This is a genomic window from Rhizobium sp. rho-13.1 (assembly GCF_007000305.1).
In the GTDB taxonomy this organism is placed as follows: domain Bacteria; phylum Pseudomonadota; class Alphaproteobacteria; order Rhizobiales; family Rhizobiaceae; genus Rhizobium; species Rhizobium rhododendri.
In genome coordinates this window covers 218780-243681 of sequence record NZ_SCFL01000004.1, presented here as the reverse complement: position 1 = coordinate 243681, position 24902 = coordinate 218780, and the positions used below count along the sequence as shown (strand labels likewise).

The 24902-nt window shown below is 60.3% G+C and carries 23 protein-coding genes; 8 read left to right on the top strand and 15 right to left on the bottom strand.

Features of this window, described 5'->3' with window-relative positions; translation table 11 throughout:
- Positions 1-158: 158 nt before the first annotated feature.
- The 3 genes from EQW76_RS14395 to EQW76_RS14385 all read right to left on the bottom strand — a co-directional run bounded on the left by EQW76_RS14395 (position 159) and on the right by EQW76_RS14385 (position 5674).
- On the bottom strand, positions 159-1181 hold the full coding sequence (locus EQW76_RS14395) for a zinc-binding alcohol dehydrogenase family protein (protein WP_142825061.1): 1023 nt from the start codon (positions 1179-1181) through the stop codon (positions 159-161).
- Between the two features lie 132 nt (positions 1182-1313).
- Complete coding sequence (locus EQW76_RS14390) at positions 1314-4460, bottom strand: efflux RND transporter permease subunit (protein ID WP_142825060.1); 3147 nt, start codon at positions 4458-4460, stop codon at positions 1314-1316.
- An 8-nt stretch (positions 4461-4468) separates the two neighbouring features.
- A complete protein-coding gene (locus EQW76_RS14385; protein ID WP_142825059.1) occupies positions 4469-5674 on the bottom strand; it encodes an efflux RND transporter periplasmic adaptor subunit in 1206 nt (401 codons plus the stop codon).
- 205 nt (positions 5675-5879) lie between these two features.
- Between EQW76_RS14385 and EQW76_RS14380 the strand changes: the two genes are divergently transcribed.
- Positions 5880-6545, top strand: a complete 666-nt coding sequence (locus tag EQW76_RS14380; RefSeq protein ID WP_142825058.1) for a TetR family transcriptional regulator — start codon at positions 5880-5882, stop codon at positions 6543-6545.
- An 18-nt stretch (positions 6546-6563) separates the two neighbouring features.
- Here EQW76_RS14380 and EQW76_RS29245 read toward each other — a convergent pair whose 3' ends face one another.
- The 3 genes from EQW76_RS29245 to EQW76_RS14365 all read right to left on the bottom strand — a co-directional run bounded on the left by EQW76_RS29245 (position 6564) and on the right by EQW76_RS14365 (position 8010).
- The gene (locus EQW76_RS29245) at positions 6564-6809 is read right to left on the bottom strand and encodes a hypothetical protein (RefSeq protein ID WP_142825057.1); all 246 of its coding nucleotides are present in this window, start codon (positions 6807-6809) and stop codon (positions 6564-6566) included.
- Positions 6810-7067: 258 nt separating this feature from the next.
- Positions 7068-7526: a helix-turn-helix transcriptional regulator gene (locus EQW76_RS14370; RefSeq protein ID WP_111221020.1), complete on the bottom strand. Its 459-nt coding sequence runs from the start codon at positions 7524-7526 to the stop codon at positions 7068-7070.
- A gap of 181 nt (positions 7527-7707) precedes the next feature.
- A complete protein-coding gene (locus EQW76_RS14365) occupies positions 7708-8010 on the bottom strand; it encodes a hypothetical protein (RefSeq protein WP_142825056.1) in 303 nt (100 codons plus the stop codon).
- 203 nt (positions 8011-8213) lie between these two features.
- On the opposite strand from EQW76_RS14365, the gene EQW76_RS14360 reads away from it, so the two are divergent.
- From EQW76_RS14360 to EQW76_RS14350, 3 genes are all read left to right on the top strand, one after another.
- The gene (locus EQW76_RS14360; RefSeq protein WP_142825055.1) at positions 8214-9227 is read left to right on the top strand and encodes an ABC transporter substrate-binding protein; all 1014 of its coding nucleotides are present in this window, start codon (positions 8214-8216) and stop codon (positions 9225-9227) included.
- Positions 9228-9324: 97 nt separating this feature from the next.
- Positions 9325-10143 carry an ABC transporter ATP-binding protein gene (locus EQW76_RS14355; RefSeq protein ID WP_142825054.1) on the top strand — a complete coding sequence of 273 codons (819 nt, stop codon included), beginning with the start codon at positions 9325-9327 and terminating at the stop codon, positions 10141-10143.
- A 14-nt stretch (positions 10144-10157) separates the two neighbouring features.
- Positions 10158-11039, top strand: coding sequence for an ABC transporter permease (locus tag EQW76_RS14350; RefSeq protein ID WP_142825053.1), 882 nt, complete (start codon positions 10158-10160; stop codon positions 11037-11039).
- Positions 11040-11092: 53 nt separating this feature from the next.
- On the opposite strand, the gene EQW76_RS14345 is transcribed toward EQW76_RS14350, so the two are convergent.
- From EQW76_RS14345 to EQW76_RS14330, 4 genes are all read right to left on the bottom strand, one after another.
- The gene (locus EQW76_RS14345) at positions 11093-12520 is read right to left on the bottom strand and encodes a sensor histidine kinase (protein ID WP_142825052.1); all 1428 of its coding nucleotides are present in this window, start codon (positions 12518-12520) and stop codon (positions 11093-11095) included.
- Positions 12510-13178: a response regulator gene (locus tag EQW76_RS14340; protein ID WP_111221015.1), complete on the bottom strand. Its 669-nt coding sequence runs from the start codon at positions 13176-13178 to the stop codon at positions 12510-12512. The genes EQW76_RS14345 and EQW76_RS14340 overlap by 11 nt, the downstream gene beginning before the upstream one ends.
- Before the next feature lie 70 nt (positions 13179-13248).
- A complete protein-coding gene (locus EQW76_RS14335; RefSeq protein ID WP_142825051.1) occupies positions 13249-13953 on the bottom strand; it encodes a TIGR02117 family protein in 705 nt (234 codons plus the stop codon).
- 151 nt (positions 13954-14104) lie between these two features.
- The gene (locus EQW76_RS14330; RefSeq protein WP_142825050.1) at positions 14105-14431 is read right to left on the bottom strand and encodes a hypothetical protein; all 327 of its coding nucleotides are present in this window, start codon (positions 14429-14431) and stop codon (positions 14105-14107) included.
- 271 nt (positions 14432-14702) lie between these two features.
- Here EQW76_RS14330 and EQW76_RS14325 point away from each other — a divergent pair, with 271 nt between their 5' ends.
- The 3 genes from EQW76_RS14325 (at position 14703) to EQW76_RS14315 (ending at position 18258) form a co-directional block, all read left to right on the top strand.
- Positions 14703-16061, top strand: coding sequence for an aspartate aminotransferase family protein (locus tag EQW76_RS14325; protein WP_142825049.1), 1359 nt, complete (start codon positions 14703-14705; stop codon positions 16059-16061).
- A gap of 100 nt (positions 16062-16161) precedes the next feature.
- Positions 16162-17085 (top strand): glyoxylate/hydroxypyruvate reductase A, encoded by a 924-nt coding sequence (locus tag EQW76_RS14320; RefSeq protein WP_161990950.1) that lies wholly within the window; start codon positions 16162-16164, stop codon positions 17083-17085.
- Positions 17086-17256: 171 nt separating this feature from the next.
- The gene (locus tag EQW76_RS14315) at positions 17257-18258 is read left to right on the top strand and encodes a sulfate ABC transporter substrate-binding protein (protein ID WP_142825047.1); all 1002 of its coding nucleotides are present in this window, start codon (positions 17257-17259) and stop codon (positions 18256-18258) included.
- 68 nt (positions 18259-18326) lie between these two features.
- Here EQW76_RS14315 and EQW76_RS14310 read toward each other — a convergent pair whose 3' ends face one another.
- Together EQW76_RS14310 and EQW76_RS14305 are read right to left on the bottom strand one after the other, a co-directional pair.
- Positions 18327-18653, bottom strand: coding sequence for a DUF1236 domain-containing protein (locus EQW76_RS14310; RefSeq protein ID WP_142825046.1), 327 nt, complete (start codon positions 18651-18653; stop codon positions 18327-18329).
- Between the two features lie 166 nt (positions 18654-18819).
- The gene (locus tag EQW76_RS14305; RefSeq protein WP_142825045.1) at positions 18820-20061 is read right to left on the bottom strand and encodes an MFS transporter; all 1242 of its coding nucleotides are present in this window, start codon (positions 20059-20061) and stop codon (positions 18820-18822) included.
- A 107-nt stretch (positions 20062-20168) separates the two neighbouring features.
- Here EQW76_RS14305 and EQW76_RS14300 point away from each other — a divergent pair, with 107 nt between their 5' ends.
- Positions 20169-20654: a helix-turn-helix domain-containing protein gene (locus EQW76_RS14300; protein ID WP_142825044.1), complete on the top strand. Its 486-nt coding sequence runs from the start codon at positions 20169-20171 to the stop codon at positions 20652-20654.
- 113 nt (positions 20655-20767) lie between these two features.
- Here the strand turns inward: EQW76_RS14300 and EQW76_RS14295 are convergent, their stop codons facing one another.
- Genes EQW76_RS14295 through EQW76_RS14285 form a run of 3 tightly spaced genes read right to left on the bottom strand, consistent with a single transcriptional unit; the run spans position 20768 to position 24782 of the window.
- Complete coding sequence (locus EQW76_RS14295; RefSeq protein ID WP_224128037.1) at positions 20768-22432, bottom strand: glycerol-3-phosphate dehydrogenase/oxidase; 1665 nt, start codon at positions 22430-22432, stop codon at positions 20768-20770.
- Between the two features lie 47 nt (positions 22433-22479).
- Entirely contained in the window at positions 22480-23253 is a 774-nt protein-coding gene (locus tag EQW76_RS14290; RefSeq protein WP_142825042.1) for a DeoR/GlpR family DNA-binding transcription regulator, read from the bottom strand.
- Positions 23250-24782 (bottom strand): FGGY-family carbohydrate kinase, encoded by a 1533-nt coding sequence (locus EQW76_RS14285; protein WP_142825041.1) that lies wholly within the window; start codon positions 24780-24782, stop codon positions 23250-23252. Before EQW76_RS14285 ends, EQW76_RS14290 begins: the two co-directional genes overlap by 4 nt.
- Positions 24783-24902 lie beyond the last annotated feature (120 nt).

Genomic DNA, 24902 nt, shown 5'->3' with positions numbered 1-24902 from the left:
ATCCCATCTTGGATGGGGCATCATGGGGGCGAAACTGCCCGGCGACATCGAAGTCATGTGTTAAGATTTGCCTATTCGGCAGGCCTGAGTAAAATACAGGCATGCCGTCTTTGTCAAGCGTCCTGGCGCGCGTTTAAAAGCAAAGATGCGCGCAACCCCTAAACGTTGCGCTCTATGATGATCTTCAGGGCATTGCGGTTGCCGTCCCAATAGGGAAGGGCCGTTTCAGCGTCGTCGAAGGCTACCACCTTGCTGATCAACGCATCGGCGCTTTCGCCGATTTTTTCGAGATGCGTGGCGACGGCCAGGAAGTCCTGCATCATGGCATTGCGAGACCCCATGATGTCAAGTTCCTTGAGATTGAAGAACTGCGTCTGGTAAGTGACCGGCGCCTTGGAATAACCGACATAGACGACCCGACCACCAAAGCAGGCGATATCGACAGCCTGGGTGAAGGTAGCGGGCAGGCCGACCGCCTCGAACGCGACATCGACGCCATCCTCGTTTGTCCACGCCATGACGCGCGCCACCACGTCCTCGCTGCCGGCATCGATCGTCTCGACGGCGCCGAACTGCATGGCGAGAGCACGTTTCTCCGGGCTGAGGTCGACCGCGATAACTTCAGCACCACGGGCGACGGCGGCGATCAGTACGCCCATGCCGATCATGCCGCAGCCGAGCACTGCGACGCGGTCGCCACGGGCAACGCGGCCGCGCTCGACGGCGTGGAAGCCGACGGACAATGGCTCGACCAAGGCGAGATGGCGGGGCGGCAGCACGTCGTTGAGGATGAGCTTTTCAGCCGGCAGGACGATTTCCTCGGCGAGGCCGCCATCCTGCTGGACTCCCAGCGTCTTGTTGTAACGGCAGGCATTCACCCGGCCTTTTCGGCAAGAGGTACACTTGCCGCAACTGGTATAGGGCATGACAATAACGCGCCGGCCTGCCGCATAGTCGGCGGAGACGCCTTCGCCTACTTCCATGATCACACCGCCAATTTCATGGCCCGGGATGCGCGGAAGCTGGACCAGCGGGTTCAGACCCTTGAAGGTGTTGAGATCGCTGCCGCAAAGGCCGATATGGCGGACGCTGACGCGCACTTGGCCGGGCCCGAGAGGCGCGGCCTCGATCTCCTGAAAACGCGTTACGTTTTCCGCTTCGATACGCAGTGCCTTGATCATGATCCCTCCCTGTCCCGTCACGTCTCCCGAACGGGCATGTCCTCTGAAGCTGTCATAGCGACTTCCTCCCGGAATCGCTACAGCCCGGGAGCGGTCTTTTGACGGCTCCCGGGCTGTGCTTTCAGTCTCGTTTTAGTGGGTCGCTTCCGGCTTCACGTCCGGTGCTGCGACATCCTCTTCAGGCTTCTTGCCCTTGAAGATCCGCCGTGTCGTGACGAACAGCAACGGAATGAAGAATACGCCGAGGATGGTGGCCGCAAGCATGCCGCCCATGACGCCGATACCGATCGAATTCTGGCTGCCGGAACCTGCGCCACTGGCGATGGCAAGCGGCATCACACCGAGGATAAACGCGAGAGACGTCATCAGGATCGGCCGCAAGCGTTGCCGCGAGGCTTCGAGCGTTCCGTCGATCAGGCTCTTGCCATTTTTCTGCTGCTCCAGCGCGAACTCGACGATCAGAATGGCGTTTTTGGCGGCCAGGCCGATCGTCGTCAGCAGGCCGACCTTGAAGTACACGTCATTCGACTGACCGAAGAGGGTCGCCGCCAAAAGGGCCCCGAAGATGCCGACCGGCACCGACAGCATGACAGCGAGCGGGATCGACCAGCTCTCGTACAAGGCTGCAAGCGCCAGGAAGACCACAAGGATCGAGATGGCGTAAAGCTTGCTCGCCTGGCTGCCTGACAACTCTTCCTGCTCGGACAATCCTGTCCATTCCAGGCGGAAGCCAGGTGGCAACTGCGACACCAGCTTGTTGACTTCGTTCATCGCATCACCGGAGCTGACCCCCGGCGCTGCAGCACCTTGGATCTCGACTGCGGAAGAGCCGTTATATCGCTCGAGACGAGGAGAACCGAAGCTCCAGCTTCCCGTGGCAAAAGCTGAGAACGGCACCATGGAGCCTTCGGAATTTCGAACATACCAGCGATCGAAATCCTCAGGCTGCATCCGGAAATCCGCATCGGCCTGAACATAGACCTGTTTGACGCGGCCCCTGTCGATGAAGTCGTTGACGTAGCTGCCGCCCCAGGCGGTTGCCAGCGTGGTGTCGATGTCGGCTAGCGAGATATCCAGTGCGCTCGCCTTTTCCTGGTCGATCTCCACCTGATACTGCGGCTGATCCTCCTGGCCGTTCGGTCGGGTACCGACCAAGAGCGGGCTTTTGGACGCCATGCCGAGCAGCTGGTTGCGGGCTGCCATCAACTTCTCATGGCCTTGGCCGTTGACGTCTTGGAGGTAGAAGTCAAACCCGCTGGAAGAGCCGAAACCGGGAATAGCCGGTGGCGCCAACGCGAAGACGCTACCGTCCTTGATTTTCGAAAACGCCCCCATGGCGCGACCAGCAATTGCCTGGGCCTTGGATTGCGGAGTCGTGCGGGACGCGAAATCCTTCAGCTTGATGAAGGCGAGACCGATGTTCTGCCCCTGGCCACCGAAGCCAAAGCCGGCAACGGCAAAGACGCCGTCCACATAGTCTTTCTCGGTATTCAGATAATAATCGCGCACCTGTCCCAGCACTTCCTTAGCGCGGGCATCGGTGGCTCCCGGTGGCAAGGTGACGCTGGTGATCAGGATGCCCTGGTCTTCGTCCGGCAGGAACGAGCTCGGCAGACGCGTGAACAGAAAGCCGACACCGACGACGATCAGCACGAATACGACGAGGCCGACCCAGCTGCGCCGGATAATGCCGCCGACGCCGCGCTGATAGGCATGGCTGCCGCGATCGAAATTGCGGTTGAACCAGCCAAATACGCCCTTGGTCTTCGAACCGTGCTTCGGCTTGCGCAACAGAGTGGCGCAAAGTGCCGGCGTCAGGATAAGCGCGACGATGACCGAGAGGATCATGGCCGACACGATGGTCACGGAGAACTGGCGGTAGATGACGCCGACGGAGCCCGCGAAGAACGCCATCGGGATGAACACAGCCGATAGCACAGTCGCGATACCGACAAGCGCGCCGGTGATTTCGCCCATCGACTTGATCGTCGCATCGCGTGGGGAAAGGTCTTCCTCTTCCATCACGCGCTCGACGTTTTCAACCACGACGATGGCATCGTCGACGAGCAGGCCGATCGCCAGCACCATCCCGAACATGGTCAAGTTGTTGATCGAGTAGCCGAACAGCGACAGGATGCCGAAGGTTCCGAGCAGCACCACCGGTACAGCAAGCGTCGGGATCAAGGTTGCCCGCAGGTTCTGCAGGAAGACGAACATCACGATGAACACGAGGACGATGGCCTCGATCAGCGTCTTGACCACGTCTTCGATCGACAGCCGCACGAAAGGCGTCGTGTCGTAGGGATAGACGACCTCGACATTGGCCGGCAGCGTCTGCTTCAGGGCGTTGATGGTCGACTCGACCGCTTCAGCGGTGCTGATAGCATTCGCACCGGCTGCAAGCTGGATGGCAAGACCGGCAGACGGATGGCCGTTATATGTGCTCGAGCTTGCGTAGCTCTTTGCGCCGAGTTCGACGCGCGCCACGTCGTTGATGCGGACAAGCGAACCGTTCGGAAGGCTTTTCAGAATGATGTTTTCGAACTGCTGCGGTGTCTGCAGGCGGCTCTTGGCCGTTACAGTTGCGTTCAGTTCCTGGCCCTTGCGCTGCGGCAACGCACCCAGCTGGCCGGCTGCGACCTGGCTGTTCTGGGCTTCGATGGCGGTTGAGACGTCGCTGACCATCAGCTGGTACTTGGCCAGCTTGTCCGGATCGACCCAGATGCGCATGGCGTAGTTAGAACCGAACAGCGTCGTGTCGCCAACGCCCTCTACACGCTTGATCGTATCGTTCAGGGTGCTGTCGACATAGTCGGCCAGATCGTTGGCATTAAGCTTGTCGTCCATCGACACGAAGCCGATAACCATCAGGAAGTTGGAGGTGGATTTCGAGACGGTAATACCGGTGCTGGTAACGGAATTGGGCAGCTGCGACTGGACGAGCGACAGCTTGTTTTGCACCTGAACCTGTGCGGTATCAGGATCGGCGGCATTGGTGAACGTCAGCGAAATCGAGGTCTGACCGGTCGAGGTCGACGTCGAGGTCATGTAGTCCAGGTTATCGATACCTGTCATGCCCTGCTCGATGACCTTGGTCACCGAGTTTTCGACCGTCGACGCATCGGCACCGGTGTAGTTGGCCGTGATGCGCACTGTCGTCGGAGCGATCTGCGGATACTGCGAAATCGACAGTGTCGTGATCGCAAGTGCGCCCGCGAGCATGACGACGATGGCGATGACCCACGCGAAGATGGGGCGGTCGATGAAGAAACGTGACATCGTGCAGCTTACTCCGCGATGCCGCTGGCGGCACCCTTGTCGGTATTTACGAGGCTAGCCTGATCCGTCGACTTTTTCGGGTCAGCCGAAGCCTGCTTGATGTTGCCGGTCGCGTCGTCGATGGTCACCATCGAAACGTTGACGTCCTGCCCATCCTTGACGCGCTGGCCGCCTTCGATGATCACCCGATCGCCGTCCTTCAGGCCTTCGCTGACAAGCCAGCTGTTGCCATAGCTGCGCTGGACGACCAGCGTCCGGGCCTGGACCTTGCCTTCGGGCGTCACGAACATTGCTGTCGGTTCGCCTTTGGTGTTGCGAGCCACGGCGCGCTGCGGAACGAGGAAGCTGTTCGGAGCCACACCCTCTTCGATATTCGCCCGCACGTACATGCCGGGCAGAAGAGTGCGGTCCGGGTTGGGGAAGATAACCCGGACGCTGATCGTGCCGACGGTTTCAGCCACAGTTGCGTTGGCAAACTGGAACTTGCCCGTTTCCTTGTAGGTCGAGCCGTCTTCCAGCGTCAGGTGCACGGCAACATTGTCGCCGCTGGTCTTCAGGCGGCCTTCGTCGACAGCCCGGCGGAATTTCAACAGGTTGGTGCTTGACTGCGTCACATCGACATTCATCGGATCGAGCTTGTTGATCGTCGTCAGCGCTGTCGTCTGGTCGGCAGTCACGAGCGCGCCGACGGTAACGGTGGATGCATCGACGCGACCGTCGATCGGAGCGCGGATCTTCGTATAGTCGAGATTGATGCGGGCGGTTTCAAGTGAGGCCTGGGCCGACGCGACGTCTGCCTTCGCCTGCAACAGTGTCGAGTTGGCGTCGTCGAAATCCTGCTGGCTGACAGCATTCTGCTGGCTCAAACCCTTGTAGCGATCGACCTTCGCCTGCGCGCTGGGAAGTGCACCCTGCGCCTTCTGAAGCGCCGCCACGGCGCTGTCGTAGGATGCCTGATAAGGCCTGGGGTCGATCTCGTACAGGATATCGCCCTGCTTGACTTCGCTGCCTTCCTTGAAGTTTCGGCTGCGAATGATGCCGCCGACCTGCGGGCGCACGTCTGCCGTCAGGTAGGCGGAGGTTCTTCCCGGCAGTTCCGCCGTAATCGCGACGGATTGCGGGTGCAGCACTATCGCGGAAACCTCGGGCTTAACCGCCGGCGCGTTGTTCTGTCCGGATTTCTGCTCGTTGCAACCGGCAACCAACAGGGCCATACCAAGGCCAGCCGCAGCGAGCGCAACTACCCTGCCAATCGACGCGCTCCGGCCCCGGGCCGTCGGAGCAGACGAGCGTTGCGACACATGCGAAGAGGAGGCGGAGTTTTGCACGTTGCGGTTTCCAGTCCTGTTATTTACAGTACGACACGGTATGGCAAATATATCTGTAGCCGTTAATGTCAATTGCTCCCGGAGTTTGTCAATGAAAAATCAGACTCAAGGAACGGTTGCTGCAGAAGCTGTCCGTCGCCCGCGTGGCCGTCCGCAGACTGCAAGCGACGACACACGGCGCAGGATGATCATTGCCGAGGCTCGCAGCACCTTCCACCAGATGGGTTACGCCGGTACGACAATGGATCTGGTCGCAATGCGCTGCAAAGTCTCCAAGCAGACACTCTACAAGCTTTTTTCCAGCAAGACAGAGCTTTTCATGGCGATGATCGACCTTCATCGCGCATCGATGGTGGCACTTCCGCGCGACGAGACAGAGACACTGCCGCTGATGGAAACGCTTGAGCAAATCTTCATGATCGACATCGATGAGGAGGTCGACAGGGATCGCCAGGCGTTCATTCACTTTATCGTGGGAGAGGCGGAGAGGTTTCCGGAAATCGGCGGGCTGCTGCACAAACACGGCCTGCAGCAATCGCGAACCCTCCTTGCGGAATGGCTGCGGATACAAAACGAACGCGGGCGAATCAGCATCCGGAATACCGAAAGCGGTGCCCGTATGCTGCTCAGCATGGTGATGGGAGCGCTGGCTCCCATGCCGGGCAATCTAGACCACTGGCCAAGCCGCGAGGCGAGAAACGAACATCTACGCTGTTGTTTCGAAGTCTTCCTCAAGGGCGCGCTGCCGCGCCCTTGAGGAAGCTATGCGGACGGATCAGTGGCGCTGCGCCATGGCGCAGACCTCGTCGTCCATTTCGCCCATCAGAGACTTTGGATCACGGGCCGCATACATTTCCTGCAGCACGGCGCCAAGCGCCAGATCCAGGCACCAGACTGGAAACTCGGCATTCATTCCCTTGGCGCTCTCGCGGGCATAGGTGATGAGCCGCGCAATCGATGCCAGTTCCTTTAGGGTGTCGGAATCGATCTCTCTGTTTTCATTAGGAAGTATCGTTGTCATTGCTGCCCCACATGCGCTGCCGAAGTTGTTCGCATTCCGCGGTTTCTATAGCGCAGACACTGGACATTGGCGCGTGACAACAGCCGTGACACAGCGTTTGGGTGCGGCTCATTTTTAGTTACAACTTTAAAAGGAATTTATAGATGAGAGACTCGCCAATACGCCTGTAAAGGCATGTGGTGTTATCAAAAAAAACGCACGCCCTGATTTCATAGGGCGCGCGTTCTGGATCAGCTCAGCGGTCAAACGACCGTGCGTTCAATGGTGCAGTGTAATGGGAGCTTCTGTCGTCACAGCGACTGCTGCCGGTGCGGCTTCGGATGCGTCGGCAAGGGATGTCACGAGCGTCAGGATTGACTGGCGAATGCCGGCGTCACCGATTTTCATAAAAGCCTTGTTCAATCCCAGCCCCTCTTTCGAGGTCAGGAATTCGGAGAGGTCGTCGAGGCCGTTCAAGTGCCCGATGCCATCCGTCGTGATGGACTGGGAATTGTCCTGCTGGAAGAAAAAGCTGACCTGGATCGCCAAAACGCCGGCAATTGTCTGCAGCCTGCTGGCACCAATGCGGTTGGTGCCTTTTTCGTATTTCTGGACCTGCTGGAATGTAACGCCGATCTGGTCGGCAAGCCTCTCCTGGCTCATACCCAGCATCAGGCGTCGCATACGAACTCGTGAGCCGACGTAAATGTCGATTGGGTTTGGTACTTTTGCAGTCACTGCACAGTCTCCTGGATCAAAAGGATGACAACCCTAACATTCAGCCACTTGGAATGCTCAGGAAAACGCTGCGGTACGATATATGCCAAATTTGTTCGAAAAACGACACCTGTTGCGTAAAAAACGCGCTCTGTATGCAAATTTCACAAACCGCATATATTTTGATCAGCGAGCGCAGCGCCTATCGGGGCTGGATAGCCGAGGATGAGCGGCAGTTTCGAACCGGGCAGCTGGGATTGTCGCTGGTCGGAACATAGGCGCTGGCGGCATAGGATCCGAAGTCGCATTTGGCGCTGTCTGTTACGTAACGATCATAGACCTGTATGTTGCTGCGGCGCGAAGAATAGCGCAGCAGGACTGCCTTTTCCCTGGCAATAATCTGCTGCACGTCGCCGCATGTACGGTCCGTGGAGATGTAGCGCGATATCGCCAGCGCGGGGGAGGCGAGGCAAAGCAGGGCCAAGGCTGCAAGCGCAATTTTCATGTTTGTCCCTCTTCGGTCGTCAGCAATATATTCGGTCTAGCGCTTTCGCGCAGGCATCGCGAGTAAAGATTACGGGATGTGTCGCGTAAGTTTTCCACTGAAAGCGGAATGAAAGGTTGGAGCGCTAAGTTGCAGACGCATCGTGGAGGAGCCCATGCCCGACAAGGGCTGAGAACGGTGCCAACAACAGGAGGAGATATTCCATGCGTTCCAACGCATTTTTTCATTGCGTCGCCCTTTCCGCCATCATGGCCGCTGCATCGCTCGGCGCAACCACCGCTGCAAAGGCTGCTGACAAGATCACCATCATGGTCGGCGGTTTCGAAAAGCAGATCTACCTGCCGGCCAAGCTGACGGAAGCACTCGGCTACTTCAAGGACGAAGGCCTCGATGTGGAGCTGCTGAACGAAGCGGCCGGCGTCGACGCCGAGAACCAGCTGCTGGCCGGCGCCGTTCAGGGCGTGGTCGGTTTCTACGACCATTGCGTCGACCTGCAGGCGAAGGGCAAGTTCGTGGAATCCCTCGTGCAGTTCAGCCAGGCGCCCGGCGAAGTCGAGCTCGTGTCGACCAAGCATCCCGAAATCAAGTCGCCAGCCGATTTCAAGGGCAAGAACCTCGGCGTCACCGGCCTCGGCTCGTCGACCAATTTCCTGACGCTGTACATGGCATCCAAGGCAGGCCTGAAGCCGGGCGACGTTGTCACCATTCCTGTCGGCGCCGGCGGCACGTTTATCGCCGCGATGCAGCAGGACCAGATCCAGGCCGGCATGACCACCGAGCCGACAATTTCGCGCATGCTTAAGACAGACGAGGCGAAGATCCTTGTCGACATGCGTACCGTCGAATCGACTCGCGCCGCCCTAGGCGGCACCTATCCGGCAGCCTCGTTTTATATGGAGAATGCGTGGATCGACAGCCACAAGGAAGAGGCCCAGAAGCTGGCCAACGCCTTCGTCAAGACGCTGCGTTTCATCAACACCCATTCTGCAGCCGAGATCGCCGACAAGATGCCGAAGGATTTCTACGTCGGCGACAAGGACGGCTACATCAAGGCGCTCGAGGCCGGCAAGGGCATGTTCACGCCTGATGGCGTGATGCCGGAAGATGGTCCGAAGACAGTCCTGACCGTGCTCTCGGAGTTCTCGAAGAACGTCAAGGGCAAGCAGATCGACCTGTCGAAGACGTACACGACGGAATACGTCAAGAACGTCAAGTAAACGCTTTTGCCCGCTTCCGGCAGACATCGGAAGCGGTCCATCGATCGTCCGGGGCAAGGCGTGCACGCCCCTAGACAGGCACGCACCAGGTATGAAAATGCAACAGGATAACGCCCAGGGACCGGCGATCGAGCTGATCAATGTCAGCCGGCGCTTCGTCTCGCCGACCGGCAAGTCGCTGACGGCACTTCGCGATTTCAACATGACCGTGGAACGCGGCGAATTCGTCGCCGTCGTCGGCCCGACAGGCTGCGGAAAGTCAACGACCCTCAATCTCGTAACCGGCCTTAACAAGCCGAGCGCCGGCGAAGTCCGCCTGATGGGCGGTCCGGTCGACGGCATCGATCCGCGCGTCGGCTTCGTCTTCCAGACGGATGCGCTGTTTCCGTGGAAGAACGTCATAGACAACGTCATGGCCGGGCCGCTGTTTCGCGGCAAGTCGAAGGCGGAAGCCGAGCGCCTCGCCAAGGACTGGCTGGCACGCGTCGGTCTCACCCGCTTCCTGCACCATTATCCCCACCAGCTTTCAGGCGGCATGCGCAAGCGCGTCTCGCTGGCCCAGACCTTCATCAACGAGCCGGAAATCCTGTTGATGGACGAGCCCTTCTCGGCGCTCGACGTGCAGACACGCACCGTCATGCATGAAGAACTGCTGAAGCTTTGGGCCGAACGCAAGGCGTCCGTCGTCTTCGTCACCCACGATCTCGAGGAGGCCGTGGCGCTGGCCGACAAGGTCTACGTGCTGACAGCAGGACCGGCGACGGTCAAGTCGGTCTACAAGATCGATCTGCCGCGTCCCCGCGTCGTCTCGGAAATCCGCTACGAGCAGACCTTCATCGATTATTGCAAGACCATCTGGGAGGATCTCCGCCAGGAGGTCGAGACCAGCTATAGCCGCGCCAGCGAAGCAGCCTGAGGGAGGATCGGATCATGTCAATCACCACACTCGAAACCGGCATCGCGCCGATTTTCCGCGCCGGCACCTCGGATGCCGAGATCGAAGCAGCAGCGCTGAAGCTAATCGCCCGGCGCAAGCAGCTTGTCCTCTTCTGGCAGATCGCCATTCTCGTCATAACGATCGCGCTCTGGGAACTGACGTCACGTTTCAACATAATTGACCCGTTCTTCTATTCCAGTCCGAGCTCCATCGCCTCGCGCCTCTACGAATGGGCGACCGAGGGCACGACCGAAGGTTCGCTCTGGTACAATCTCTGGGTCACCATGGAAGAAGCCCTTATCGGCTTCTTCGCAGGCTCGATCACCGGCGTCCTCGTCGGCGTCGGCCTTGGCCGCAACCGGTTCTTGGCCGACATCTTCTCGGTCTATATCAAGGCGATCAACTCGATCCCACGCGTCGTGCTTGCCCCGATCTTCATCATGATCATGGGCCTCGGCCTTGCGTCGAAGGTAGCGCTCGCATTCATCATGGTGTTTTTCGTAGTTTTCGCCAACGCCTTCCAGGGCGTGCGTGAAGCCGACCGCAACATGATTGCCAATGCCCGCATCCTCGGCGCCTCCGACTGGCAGGTAACACGGGAAGTGATCGTGCCATCGGCGATGAGCTGGATCTTCGCCAGCCTGCATGTGTCCTTCGGCTTCGCGATCATCGGCGCCATCGTCGGCGAATTCGTCGGTGCGCGCTACGGCATCGGCCAGTTGATCTCGATTGCCAAGGGCACCTTCGATGCCGCCGGCATGTTTGCTGCAATCATCCTCGTTATGTTCGTCACACTGATTGCCGAGTTCATCATGACGATGGTCGAGAACCGACTGGCCAAGTGGCGGCCACAGCAACATATGGATGCCCAATAGGCATCAGATCTTCCTATCTATCCAGAAAGGGCCGGGCTCCAACCCGGCCTTTTCTATGGCAGGACGACTGCCAGCGGCAGGCGAATGGTGACCAGCAGACCACCCGCCGAAGCCTCGCTGAGTTCGACCGTGCCGCCAGCGCCGTCAACGACCTCGCGCACGATGGCCAGGCCGAGACCGCTTCCTTCCGATTCAGTGCCCATCACCCTGTAAAACCTTTCGAACACCGGTCCACGCTCCGATTCCGCGATGCCTGGACCGTCGTCCTCGACCGTCAGGATCGCCGTCGCACCATCGCGCTGCACGCAAACGGTGACGACGCCGCCCTCGCGACAGCCGTAACGCAACGCATTTTCGACCAGATTGACCAGCATCTCGCGCAGCATCGTGCCGTCGCCCTCGACATGCACTGGCCCTTCGGCCTCCAGGCCCAGATCGATGTGACGGCGCAGCGCTTCCTCCGCCTGGCTTTCCAGCACCTGACGAGCAGTGGCGGCGAGATCGATGACATCGCTGCGTGGGCGTCGACTGCCGGGCTCGGCGCGCGACAGCGTCAGCAGCTGGCTGGCAAGGCGCGTTACCTGTCGGGTGCTCAAACGCAACGCCTGCAGCGCCTCGTCGCGCTTCGTCTGGTCGCCTTCACGCGCGGCGACGCTTGCCTGCGTCGAAATCAGCGCCAACGGCGTGCGCAGCTGGTGCGCGGCATTGGAGACAAACCGGCGCTGGGCCGCCATCTGGTTCTGTACCCGCTCCATATGGTCGTTGAGCGCATGGACGAGGGGTTGCAGCTCGCTCTGCACCATATCGGGCGACAGCGGATCTAGCCGATTGCGACCGCGTTCCCTGACTGCATCGCGCAGCCTGAGCACCGGCGCCAGCCCCCGCTGCAGGCCGATGATCGTTACCAGGCTGGCGATCACCACCAGCGCCAGCTGCTTGGTGAAATCCGAAAGCCAAAGGCGGCGGCGCATGGCGTATTGGCTGTTATGGGTGACGGCCACCGTCACCGAAATGGTCCCGTCCTCGCCGAGACCGACGATCGGGTGGATCAAGGTCATGGCCCGCACCGGATCGCCGCGGAAGACGCCGTCCTCGGCCAGCTGCGGGGCCTTCGGCTGCGGCAGGTCCGGCAGGCCGGCCACAAGGCCGCCCCAGGCGGTGATGACCTGATAGAACACCCGGTCGCCGAAACCGGTATCGAACATCTCGAGTGCTGCCGGCGGGATGTTGGCCTCGACCGTGCCTGATGCATCGACCCGCATCGCCTCGGCGATCACCCGCGTCGCGGCAAGCAGCGTGTGATCGGTGACGAGATCGGCCGTGGCCTCCGCCGACTTGTAGCTTAGATAGAGATTGACGCAGATAACGCCGGCGAGCGTCAGCAACACCCATGTCAGCAGCTGGACGCGCAGACTGTCGCGCAATCTTGCGAATACTCGGGTTGGCCTTGCAAAGAAGCCGGTGTCGCCCTCACTCCGCATGGCGCAACATATAGCCGAGGCCGCGCAGGGTGGCGATCTGGACGCTGCTGCCCTCCAGCTTCTTGCGGACGCGATGCACATAGATCTCGATGGCGCTCGGATCGGCAGCGTCATCAAACCCGAAGACGCTTTCCGACAAGCGGTCCTTGCTGACTGTCACGCCGACCCGCATCACAAGATGCTCCAGAACGGAGTGTTCGCGCGGCGTCAGTGCAAGGAGATCGCCCGCCAGCTTGAACTGGCGCGTCCCGCCGTCGAAGAACAGATCTCCGACGACAATCTCGGGTGCTGCCCGGTCGTGACCGCGGCGCACCAGCGCGCGGATGCGGGCTTCGAGCTCCGGCATCTCAAAGGGCTTTGCGAGGTAGTCGTCAGCGCCGCTATCCAATCCGGCAACGCGACCGTCGAGGCTTGCGTTCGCCGTCAGGATAATGACGGGCACCTTGTTGCCGCCCTGCCGCAGGCGCTTGAGCAGCGTCAAACCATCGAGCTTCGGCAATGAAAGATCGAGAACGACGGCGGCATAAAAGGCAACTTTCAGCGAATGCTCGGCATCTTCGCCATCATGGACGATGTCGACGGCATAATGCGCCTGTCTCAGCGCCTTGCCGAGCCAGGATGCGAGTTCGCGATTGTCTTCGACCAGGAGAATCCTCATCCGGCGACTATAAGGCCAAGCTCGCCATATGACGAGAGCCGGCACCGCTGGCCTGCCTGCCGTCCGAGTTCTAGGACGACACGGCGGGCAGGCTGTCGGCACCGTTGTGAAGCCGGAGCGCCAGCCGCAGCATGAAGGGCATGGGCGTCCACCATCCCGTGGTGAGACCCGCGCGCCGCAGCATGGCCGCAGTCCATGTATTGCAGCCCGCAATCACATTGAAATACCCGTTGGCCTCGTAAAACGCGTCGTAGGGACCGTAGGCGAAGCCATTCAAAACGGAAGGGGCGCCGGCGCTTTCAGCAAAGCTCCGACGTACCGCCTTGCGCAGCTCTGCCATGCCGGCGTCATCGAGATTGACCGTCATGGCATAGGGGCTGCCCACCGGAATTTCTCCGCCGAGTTCCACATGCATGACGGAGCGATCAAGGGTCAGGCTTTTCAGCACTGGAATGGTCTTCAGCTCCGACCATGTCGGCGTCTCCGTGTAGAACGCCCGCCCGCCCCATCCGAAGATGACATAGCGGACACCATCGAGTTTAAAATCGAGACCGGCGGATGGCAGGAAGTCGAACTCGCTGCGAAGTTCGTCATCGACTGGAATGGCGATATCGGTGTGGATAGGGTTGCTGAGGATCAGTATGCGATGGTTTCTGGATGCGTCGGCGACATCTCGGGCAGGCGGGTGGGGTACGAGCACGCCGAGTATGCCGCAAGCAACGACCACACCGGCCAGGATTGCGACGACCCGCAAAAATTTCAAAAGCAAACGCATGACCGTCTCTATCCAGCCCACTCGTCCCGTCAGCGAAACGCTTGTTGCACAGGCGCTCGATAACCTCCAGCACCCTTGGCAGGAGCGCCTTCACCGCAATGAAAAGCCCCGCTCGTGAAAGCGGGGCTGAAGCGGTTGGTATATTTTTCGATCAGGTTTCCGGGCAACCGGGGCGATTGGCGAAGGTGATGCGGTCGAGACCCTCTTCCGTCATGCCTTCGACCACCACGCGGCGATCGGTGACGCGAACGATGCGCGGATGACGGTATCCTTCGTCGCGCGCAGCGGCCATGGCTTCGCGGGGGCTGCACTCGCCGCGTGGGCCGTGGTCGCGGTCCTGGTCACGGATGACCGGACGTATGCCGTTCGGGCCAACCTGGATGTCGAGGTTCTGGGCGCTTGCAATGGTCGCCGAGCCGACGAGAATGCTGCCGGCGAGAGCCAGGCCGAGGCCGGCGATAGAAAGCATCTTGGACATGTTTGAACTCCCTATGCGTATATCGAGCCGATTTCGGCTGAGTATCACAGGGTCTGTAACCCGCCGTTGGAACAAAGGTTCCGATGCAAGGTCACACTTGTTCACTAATTCGTGACTGCAAGGGAGCCTTATTAAATGTCGAAAAGTCGTTCGCGGCCGAGTGGCAGGTCTGCGTCAAGAAATCCGCCCAATCGCTTGCCCTAGCGACGCTGTCGTTGACAACAAGGCGCGCTGCTGCACTGTAGACAGAGGATGATTCAAGGAGACGCTCGTGACCTATAAAGCCAATTCCGTCGAGGCGCGCGATGCCGCCTACCACATGCATTCCTATACGAACGCGCGGAAGAACGAGGCCGAAGGGCCACTGGTCATCGAGCGCGGCGAAGGCATCTATGTCTACGACAACGAGGGCAAGAAATACATCGAAGGCATGTCCGGCCTCTGGTGCGTCGGCGTCGGCTTTGGCGAAAAGCGACTTGTCGAGGCTGCGGCCCGGCAGATGGAGAAGCTGCCCTACTATCACACCTTCACGCAGAAGAGCCACGCACCCTCCGTCGACCTGGCCGAAAAGCTGATCAGCATGGCGCCTGTGCCGATGTCGAAGGCGTACTTCACGAATTCAGGCTCTGAAGCCAACGATACCGTCGTCAAGATGATCCGCTATCGCGCCAATGCGCTGGGCCTTCCCGCCAAGAAGAAGATCATCTCCCGCGTCAAAGGCTATCACGGCGTAACGCTTGCGAGCGCCAGCCTGACGGGACTGCCGAACAACCATCGCTCGTTCGACCTGCCGATGCCGGGTATCCTGCATACGGGCTGCCCGCACTACCGCGTCTTTGCCAAGCCCGGCGAAAGCGAGCTGGCCTTTTCGGCGCGGCTGGCCGCAGAGCTCGAAGAAATCATCATGGCCGAAGGGCCGGAAACGATCGCAGCCTTCATCGGCGAACCGCTGATGGGCGCCGGTGGCGTCATCGTGCCGCCGGAAGGCTACTGGAGCGCCATTCAGGCAGTGCTTGCCAAGCATGACATCCTGCTGATCGCCGACGAGGTGATCTGCGGTTTCGGACGTACCGGCAACATGTTCGGATCGATCACATACGATATGCGCCCCGACATCATGACCCTGTCGAAGCAGCTTTCCTCATCTTACCTGCCGATCTCGGCATTGCTGATCAACGACCGGGTCTACCAGCCGATAGCCGACGAATCCAAAGTCATCGGCACCTTCGGTCATGGCGTGACGGCCGCCGGCCATCCCGTTGCTGCGGCGGTGGCGCTGGAGAACCTGGCGATCATCGAGGAGCGCGATCTGGTTGGCAACGTCCGCGATCTCAGCGGCAACTTCCTGTCGCGCCTCAAGGGCCTGGCCGAACACCCACTGGCAATCGAAGCCCGTGGCGCCGGCCTGATCGGTGCGCTGGAGCTTGCGCCCCGCGAAGGCTTTGCACCCGGCATGCTCGGACCGAAACTGTTTGCCATCCTGCAGAACAACGGACTGATTGCCAGGGCCATCGGCGATTCGCTGGCGCTGTGCCCGCCGATGATCACCACGCAGAGCCAGATCAACGATATCTTCGACATCTTCGAGCGCTCGATCGAAGAGTTCCAGACGGAACTGTCGACCCACTGATTTAGCCTCCGTACCCTCTCTTTCTGTCGACGATCGCCCTGATGGTCGACAGAAGGGCGAGCGCGTGCGCACGGACAGCAGCCAAGACCAGGATGGAATGATGAAACGCCTACTGATTGCCGAAGGCAGCGAAGAGCTGGCTGCCCTCTTCAAAGCGGCACTTCCCGCCCACGAGATCCTCATCGACATGCCGCAGCTGGGCGAAGCGCCGATCGACTATCTCGTCGTCGGCCGTCCGAAGGCCGGCCTGATGGTCGCATTGCCGGAGGTGAAGCTTATCCTCAGCCTTAACGCAGGCATCGAGCACCTGCTGCGTTCCGGCGAAATCGCCGAGAAGACGCCGATCGTGCGGATGGTGGACGATGGGCTGGCGGAAGGGATGACGGAATGGGTACTGGCAGAGGCGCTGTCCTGGCACCGCAACATCCGCCTCTACGAACGGTTCCAGCGCGAATTGCGCTGGCAGCCGCAAGCCGAAAAGCTGGCCCATGAGCGCATCGTGACCATCCTCGGCGCCGGTGCATTGGGAACACCCGTTGCGAGGCACTTCGTCGCCTTCGGGTTCAAGACGCGCGTCTGGAGCCGCAGCGGCCGCACTGTCGAGGGTGCGCAATCCTTTGCCGGCAGGGATAGCCTGGTGGCTGCAGTCACCGGCGCCGATGTTCTCGTCAATCTTTTACCCCTGACGTCAGAGACGGAAAACATCGTCGGTTCCGACCTGTTCAACGCCCAGGCCAGAGGTGGCTTTTTCATCAACGGCGCGCGAGGCGGCCATGTCGTCGATGCCGACCTGGTTGCTGCCGTCGACAGCGGCCAGCTCAGCGGCGCCGTCCTCGACGTCTTCCGCATCGAGCCGTTGCCCGAGAGCGATCCATTCTGGCGACATCCCGATATCCGGGTCAGCCCGCATGTGGCGGCGCCCACCCATCCGCGCATCGCCGTACTGGAAATAGCCCGCAACGTCATGCGTTTCGAGCGCGGCGAGGCCATTCCGCACCTGGTCGACAAGACGCGCGGCTACTGACGCGCCGGAGCAATGCGGGCCGGAAATAGCGCTGCAGCATACCCATCCCGTTTATGTGGATGAATGAGCAATATTTTCCAAGTCGCGGCCAGCGATGCCAATCCATACCTCGTATCGCGAGGTGGGTTGGCATAATTTTGCGGCATAGTTCAGAATTTCCCGGGGGTTTTCATGTATCGGTCCTTGATGTTCGGCGCAGCCTTGGCTGCTGCTCTTTCCGGCGCGGCTATGGCCGAAACGCCGGACAAGATCCTCAACGCATCCTACGATGTTTCCCGCGAGCTTTTCGTCGCGGTCAACAAGGCATTCGTCGCCAAATACAAGGCCGACACCGGCCGGGACATCACGGTCAAGCAGTCCCATGCCGGATCTTCCGCACAAGCGCGTGCCGTCATCGAGGGACTGGATGCCGACGTGGTGACGTTCAACCAGGTGACCGATATTGACCACCTCGCCGAAAAGGGCGCTGTATCCGCGGATTGGAAGCAGCAGTTTCCGAACGGCGCCTCGCCCTTCTACTCCTTTCCGTCCTTCCTGGTGCGGGCCGGCAACCCGAAGAACATCAAGAACTGGGACGATCTGGTGCGTGACGACGTCAAGGTCGTCTTTCCCAACCCGAAGACATCGGGCAATGCCCGCTACACCTATCTTGCCGCCGTCGCCTTCGCCAAGCAGGCCTATGGCAACGATGATGCGAAGGTGGCTGCCTTCGCCAAGAAGCTGTTCAGCAACGTACCGGTCTTCGACACCGGCGGTCGCGCTGCAACAACCACCTTCGTCGAACGCGACATCGGCGACGTGCTGGTGACATTCGAGGCGGAGACGCGCGGTATCGCCAAACAGTTCGGCGCCGACAAGGTCGCCGTGGTGACGCCCGCAGTCAGCCTGCTGGCGGAATTCCCGGTCGCCATCGTCAACAAGGTCGTCGACAAGCGTGGCTCCCGCGACGTAGCCAAATCCTACCTCGACTTTCTCTACACAGGCGATGGCCAGCGGATCCTGGCGCAAAACGGCAACCGCGTGAACGATCCCGCCGTCACCGCCGAGTTCAAGGCCGATTTCCCCGACGTCAAGCTGCTGAAGGTCGAAGACGTCTTTGGCTCATGGGACAAGGTTCAGAAAGAATATTTCGCGGACGGCGGCCTGCTCGACCAGTCGTTCGGCAAGCACTGATAGACCTCCAGAACGAACAAACCCGCCGGGCGACCGGCGGGTTTGTCATGACTGCCTGCAGTAGCCGATCAAGGAATGATCTGCATTACCTTGCGGCTTGAGGGCTCAACGATCACCCGCTGGTTGTTGACGATCGCATAGGCGTAATTCGCATTGTCCGGCACCGGCACCAGGATCACATGCGACGAGAGCGCCTGCCCAACGACCACGGGCTCCTCGACAAGTGCTGTCGACACCGGGTTAGGCTGCCCCTCGACAAACGAGACCACCGCACCCGGAGGCGCAGCCATCGTCTCGACACCAGCCGCACCCGCACCGGATGCACTCGCTGCGTAGCCGATAACGGTAAGAGTTGTAAGCGCAAGAGCGCCTGAGACTATCAAGGCCTTAACCATCGTATGCTCTCCAAAATGGAATTGTCATAACGAGAACGGTTGTGGAGCCCTGTACGTTCCACCCCGGACGCTCAGGAGCCATCACGCTTTGCGATGGCTGTTATGGGAGGTGAAGGAGGGGGTGGCGCGGGAGTCTCGGGTGAGCGCGATCGGCCAACAGCGGCCATTAGCCCGTCCCATCAGGGAAATGGACTCCCCGATCCATGTTCGAGAACCGAGATGTGGCTAACCATAGTGCCAATGCCCCAAGGCTAAACGTTGCTCCCAGCGCGCTGACACCTGACCAATCAAAACGGGCATAGATCGCTGTCGTTGCAATTGCCCCGACCGCACTGCCGACTGAGTAGAAGACCATGTAGCCTCCGATCAGACGACCGCTCTTTTGCAAATTCAAGGCTACGATGATGCTCAGGCTGGTGACATGCACCGCCTGAACTGCCAGATCGAGTAAAACCACTCCAATCAGCAGTATTGGAATTGAAACTGGAAGAAAGGCGATCCAGCCCCAGGATATCAGCAGGAGCAACAGGGAAATTCCCGTTGTCCAATGGGCATGTCCTCGGTCGGCCAGCTTGCCCGCATATGTCGAAGCAACCGCGCCTGCCAGCCCGACGAGGCCGAACAGACCGACTTGGGTATGGCTGTAGGAGAAAGGTTGATTTGTAAGGGGAAGAACGAGCGCTGTCCAAAACGTGCTGAACGCAGCAAAAATGAGCAGTGCGAGGATGCCTCGGATAAGCAGTACCGGTTCACGCAGGATCATGATCGGCACCGAGCTGACCGCAGAAATGTAGGTTTCTGACCTCTGTTCAGGATGATGTGAAGGCAAGGCCCGCAAGAGAAGGCAGACCATCAACAGGGTAAGCGTTGCAGACAGCATGTAGACCGCACGCCAACCGCCGAGGTCGGCCACCGAACCAGCAATGGATCGTGCGGCAAGAATGCCCATCACGATGCCACTTGTGACCGTACCGATAACCTTGCCTCGCTGGGCAACCGTTGCCAACGCGGCGGCGTATCCGACAAGAACCTGTGCGACCACAGCCAGAAGCCCCATGGCGGCCATGCCAGAAAACAGGATTGTCTCCGTCCGGGCTGTCGCCACGACCATCAGGACAATTGCTGAAAGGACGCCCTGGCCGACGATAAGGCATCGACGGTCAAAAAGATCGCCAATCGGTACGATGAAGATTAAGCCCAGTCCGTAGCCAATCTGCGTGAGCGTGACGATAGATCCAGTGGCCGCGGATGACATCCCAAAATCAAGTGCCATGATATCGAGCAGTGGCTGGGCATAATAGACATTCGCCACGCTTAGACCCGCGGATGCTGCGACGATCAATGTCTGCGTGGTTGACAAGCCCTTAACCTGTTGTCCGAGTGCCGCGTAGGTCGATCCGTCTTCCATCTTGCAATCCTCTGCATGAATTCAATCCTGTTGTTCATGAGACCCGCTGGATTGCGTTATTTCTAGTTCTAAGTTAGAACCAGAATGATTGCATGGAGTGAGAGCCGATGGTCAAGCGCGTCAGTCTTTGGGATTCAGGGTGCCCGGTAGCGCGTTCCTTGGATGTGATAGGGGATTGGTGGTCTTTGCTCATTATTCGCGACGCATTTGATGGCGCCCGCCGTTTTAGCGAATTCCAGACCGGATTGGGTATCGGCAAGGGCGTATTAGCGAGCAGGTTGCGCGACCTCGTGAAGCGTGGAATCTTTGAAACTGCGCCTGCCTCGGATGGCACAGCCTATCGGGAATACGTGCTGACAACCAAGGGAAGCAGATTGTTCCCCGTCATCGTGGCTCTTCGCCAGTGGGGTGAAGAAAATCTGTTCGCTCCCGAGGAAGAGCGATCTTCACTGGTGGACAAGAAGAACGGTGCTCTTGTTTCCCGCCTCGAAGTGACATCGGTGGATGGTCGAGAACTCATCTGGAGCGACACCCAGGTCCAGAACCCTGTTATTCCAAAGCCTAGCAAGGTTCACTTTTCGAACACGCGATGATCGCCTCTGGTGCAGCACGGCTGCCGAGGCGATGCTGTCTCCTGTGAACGACTGTCTATTCGGCAAGATTCTTGCCCATTGGCAATATCCGGCACCACCTCCCGCCACCAACCTCACCTCACCCGCATATGGTTCCTCTTGGCGAGCTGTGTCGTTACCGCCTCAATCTCGGCTGACACCCGCGTCTCATCCCAGGCGCGCATCACGGCTACGGTGGCTGCGATCCGTTGCAGGTCGTTCAGCGTCAGCGATCCGGTGATGGCGAGCGTCGTGCGGCGCATGACGATGTCGGAGAGGTGCTCTACACCCTCGTTCTGGAGGATGTAGTCGATTTCCGCGAGGCTGTGATCCGTCGAATCCGGCAAGCGGTCACGGTCCGTCCATTTGCCGCGGTGGCGGGCGATCTCCCGGGCCTTGGTGCCGTAGCGCGTCAGGAGCTGGTCGAGGCGAGGGATATCGAGGCCGGTCTCGGCGCTTTCCCGCTTCAACCATTCGGCACGGGCCGCAGCGGTGGTGGGAAAGTCTTTACCGCCGCCTATCGGCATGGCGCGCGTCGTGGTCTTGCGGCTGGCGCCCATGCGCTTGAGGATGGTGTCGGTCACCTCTTCGGCAAAACCACGAAAGGTCGTCCATTTGCCGCCGATCAGCGAGATGATCGGGAAGGGGCGGGCCTTATCGGGTTCGGCGACAGGTGCGGAATGGTCGCGGCTGATCAGACCGGGGATGGATGCGTTCGAGGCCGGCAGCGGGCGAATACCGCTATAGGCGTAGACGATCTGGCTGTGATCGAAGGTCATGCCCGGCAACAGTCCACGGAGGCTGTTGATCATATAGTCGATTTCCTGCGGCTCCGAGACGACACTGTCGGGGTTGTCTGCGGGGATATCGGTCGAACCGACCAGCGCAAGTCCGAGATAGTCGTAGACGAGGCAGATACGCCCGTCATCGGCCTCGAAGTAGATCATCCGGCCGTTCAGCGCCTTCAGCAGTTCGTCGTGCTTCAGGAGGATATGCGATCCCTTGGTGCCGCCGATCATTTTCGACGGCGCGCCGAGGGCGGCGTTAACATGGTCGATCCACGGCCCGGCGGCGTTGACGACGAACTTCGGCCGCATTGAAAAGGCTGGGCCGTTCTCCGGCTGGAAGGTCAGGACACCGTCTTTGGCGGATGTCAGCGTCGTGTAGTTCGCCATGGCGGAACGCGGATTGGCATCGAGGCCATCGGTCACCAGCTCCAGCACCAGCCGTTCCGGGTGGCTGATCTTGGCGTCGTAGTAAGTGCCGGTGGCGACGATTGACTTTGTCATGGCCGGAATGTCGCGCAGGGCCTGCTTGCGGCCGATAAGCTTGTGGCGTGGCATGACCCGGTCGCGCGAGCCGTAATAGTCGTAGATGGAAAGGCCGATCTTGATGAGGATCGCGCCTCGGCTGCGGGGTGCGCTGGTGGAGCCGAACAGGGTGCGCAGCGCCGCGAAGATGCCCTTGGTCCAGGAGAAGATCGGAATGATCGTGGGCAGCGCGGTGACGCAATGGGGAGCGTTCTTCAAAAGCAGATTGCGCTCGAGAGTCGATTGCGCCACCAGGCCGAATTCACCGGTTTCGAGATATTTGAGCCCGCCATGGATCAGCCTCGAAGGTGCGGCGCTGGTGCCTGCGCCGAAATCCGTCTTTTCGACGATCAGGCAGCTGATACCCTGGGCGCAGAGATCGCGGAAGAGACCGGCGCCGTTGATGCCGGCGCCAAGGATGACGACATCGACACTGCCATCGGCGGTCATCGTCGCAAGGCGGCTGGCGAAATCGACCGATGCTGTTTCCGGGGAAGTCATGATGCCATCCTTACGATTTTCAGCCGTACACCGGCCTGTTCAAGCTTTTGCGTTGTTGCGTCGGCGATGCCGTCGGTGACCAGCACGGCGTCGAATGCCGTCAGCTCGTCAAACACGTGCAGCGCCATCCTGTCGAATTTGCCATGGTCGACGAGAAGCAGGCGGCGGCGGGAGGCGGCCATCATCGCCTGCTTGACCCGCACGACCTGCTGGTCCTGGATGAACCCGGTCGTGCCGGTGATGGCCGAGGTGGAGCAGATCAGGATGTCGGCGCGCAGCCGCGAGATGGCATTCTCGGTGACGAGGCCGATAAAGGCGTTGTAGGTGCGGTGATACTGGCCGCCGAGGGAGATGAAATCCATGTCCTCGACATGGATCAGCATTTCGGCCGTCGACACGCTGTTGGTGATGACCGTCAGCGGCTTGATCTCGGCCAGCAGCGGCGCCACGGCGCTGGCCGTGGTGGAATCATCGAGCATCACCACTTGTCCGGCCTCGACATATTCCAGCGCGGCGCGGGCCAGTGCATCCTTCTCGGCCCGCCCGACTGTCATGCGGTAGCGGAACGTGCTTTCATAGATGCCGGAGGGCTGCACGGTGACGGCTCCATGCAGCTTTCGCAACACCCCCTGCTGGGCCAGCTGCTCGATATGTCGGTGAATGGTCATCCGCGACACGCCGAAATGCGTCACGAGATCATCGATGCGCACCTGACCGCACTTTATGACATAGTTGGCGATTTCCTCGCGCCGTTCGTCGGCCTTGATCACGCGACGGTCTCCGTCGGCATGCCCAGCCGCTCGATAGCCGGCCATTCCGATTTCAGGGCTTCGGCGAGGCGCGAGTAAAGGCTAAAGCGCTCGTTGAACACGGCGCTGCGGGCGGCATCCGGCTGATAGGTCCGGCTGGTGGCGCCGACGGTCAGATGCGGTTGCTGCGGAGAGGCGTAGACGCCGATGGCAGTGCCGGCACAAAGCGCGGCGCCGAAGGCCGCCGGCTCGTCCGTCGAGGTGACCGTCACCGGCAGGTTCAGGATATCCGCAAACATCTGGGCGAAGGCGGGGTTGCGCGAGGCCCCTCCGGTCAGCCGCACCTGGGTGAAGGAGAAGCCGTCACGGAGCGCATCCACATGGGTGCGGTGATTGAAGGCGATCCCTTCCAGCACCGCCTTCAGGATGTCGCCCCGGTCGTGCCAGCCGTGCAGGCCGAGGAAGCTGCCGCTGGCAAGATTGCCGTAGGGCGAACCGAACAGATAGGGGTGGAAGAGGATCGTCGAGCGCCGCTGCAGCGCCGCGTCGATCTCGGTTGCCAGCAGCGCATGAATGGAGCCACCCTCAGTGGCGGCGGCGTCCTGCTCCTTCCGGCAGAAGGTGTCGAGAAACCAGTCGTAATTGGCCGTCGAGGCCGGAGAAATCGACATGGCGTTCCACTGGCCCGGCGCAATGGCGTTGCGGCAGAACCAGCGGGGATCGGTGAGCGGTTCCGCCGAGACGACCTCGTTGATCGAATAGGTGCCAGCAACGATGCTGATCACACCTTCGACATGGCCGCCGATGCCGAGCGCAGAAGCAGTGACATCGTGCAGGCCACAGGCAACGGGGGTGCCCTCGACGAGCCCGGTAAGAGCTGCGGCCGCGGCCGTGACATGGCCGACGATATCACTGGAATCTGCGACGGGCGGCAGGGCACTTTCCACCTGCTCCAGCCCGTAGATGCGCAAGGCCTCGGCCGAATAGGCTTGCGTCCTGACATCGGTGAAGGACGTGCTTGCCTCGGTCCGGTCCGTGCCGATCGTGCCGGAGAGGCAGAAGCGCAGCCAGTCCTTGCAGGCGAGAACATGGCCGATGCGGCCGAACCGCTCCGGATCGTTTTCCTTCAACCAGGCAAGCAAGGCCGATGGCGCAGATGCATGCGGCACCTGGCCGGTCAGGGCCAGCGCTTCGTCAAACAGCGATCCTTCCGACCAGCGGTCGACAATACCGCCGGCGCGACTATCAAGCGAAAGGATGCCGGGGCCGAGCGGCTGGAGAGCGTGGTCCAGAAGATATATCCCGTCGCCGTGGGCAGTGGCGGCAACGGCCTTGATGTCGTCGGCCGGCCGGCCGGAAAGGGCTATCGCCTCCGATATCGCCTCTGCTGTCGCCTGCCAGAGGCCTGCCATGTCGCGCTCGACAAAGCGCGCCCGGGGTATCGACTGCGGCACCCGGCGTCGCGCCACCGAAAGCTGCGTCCCGTCGATATCGAAGATGACCGCCTTGGTGACAGTCAGGCCGTTGTCGATCCCTAGCAGGCTGGGCATGGTTTTCGCTCCCTTTTACGACCGGGTGCGGGAGCGTCAAGACGAGCGCTCGTACCACAGCTGCAACATCACTGGATCATATAAACATGGTAAGTTCACGTCAAGTGATGTTACATTTAG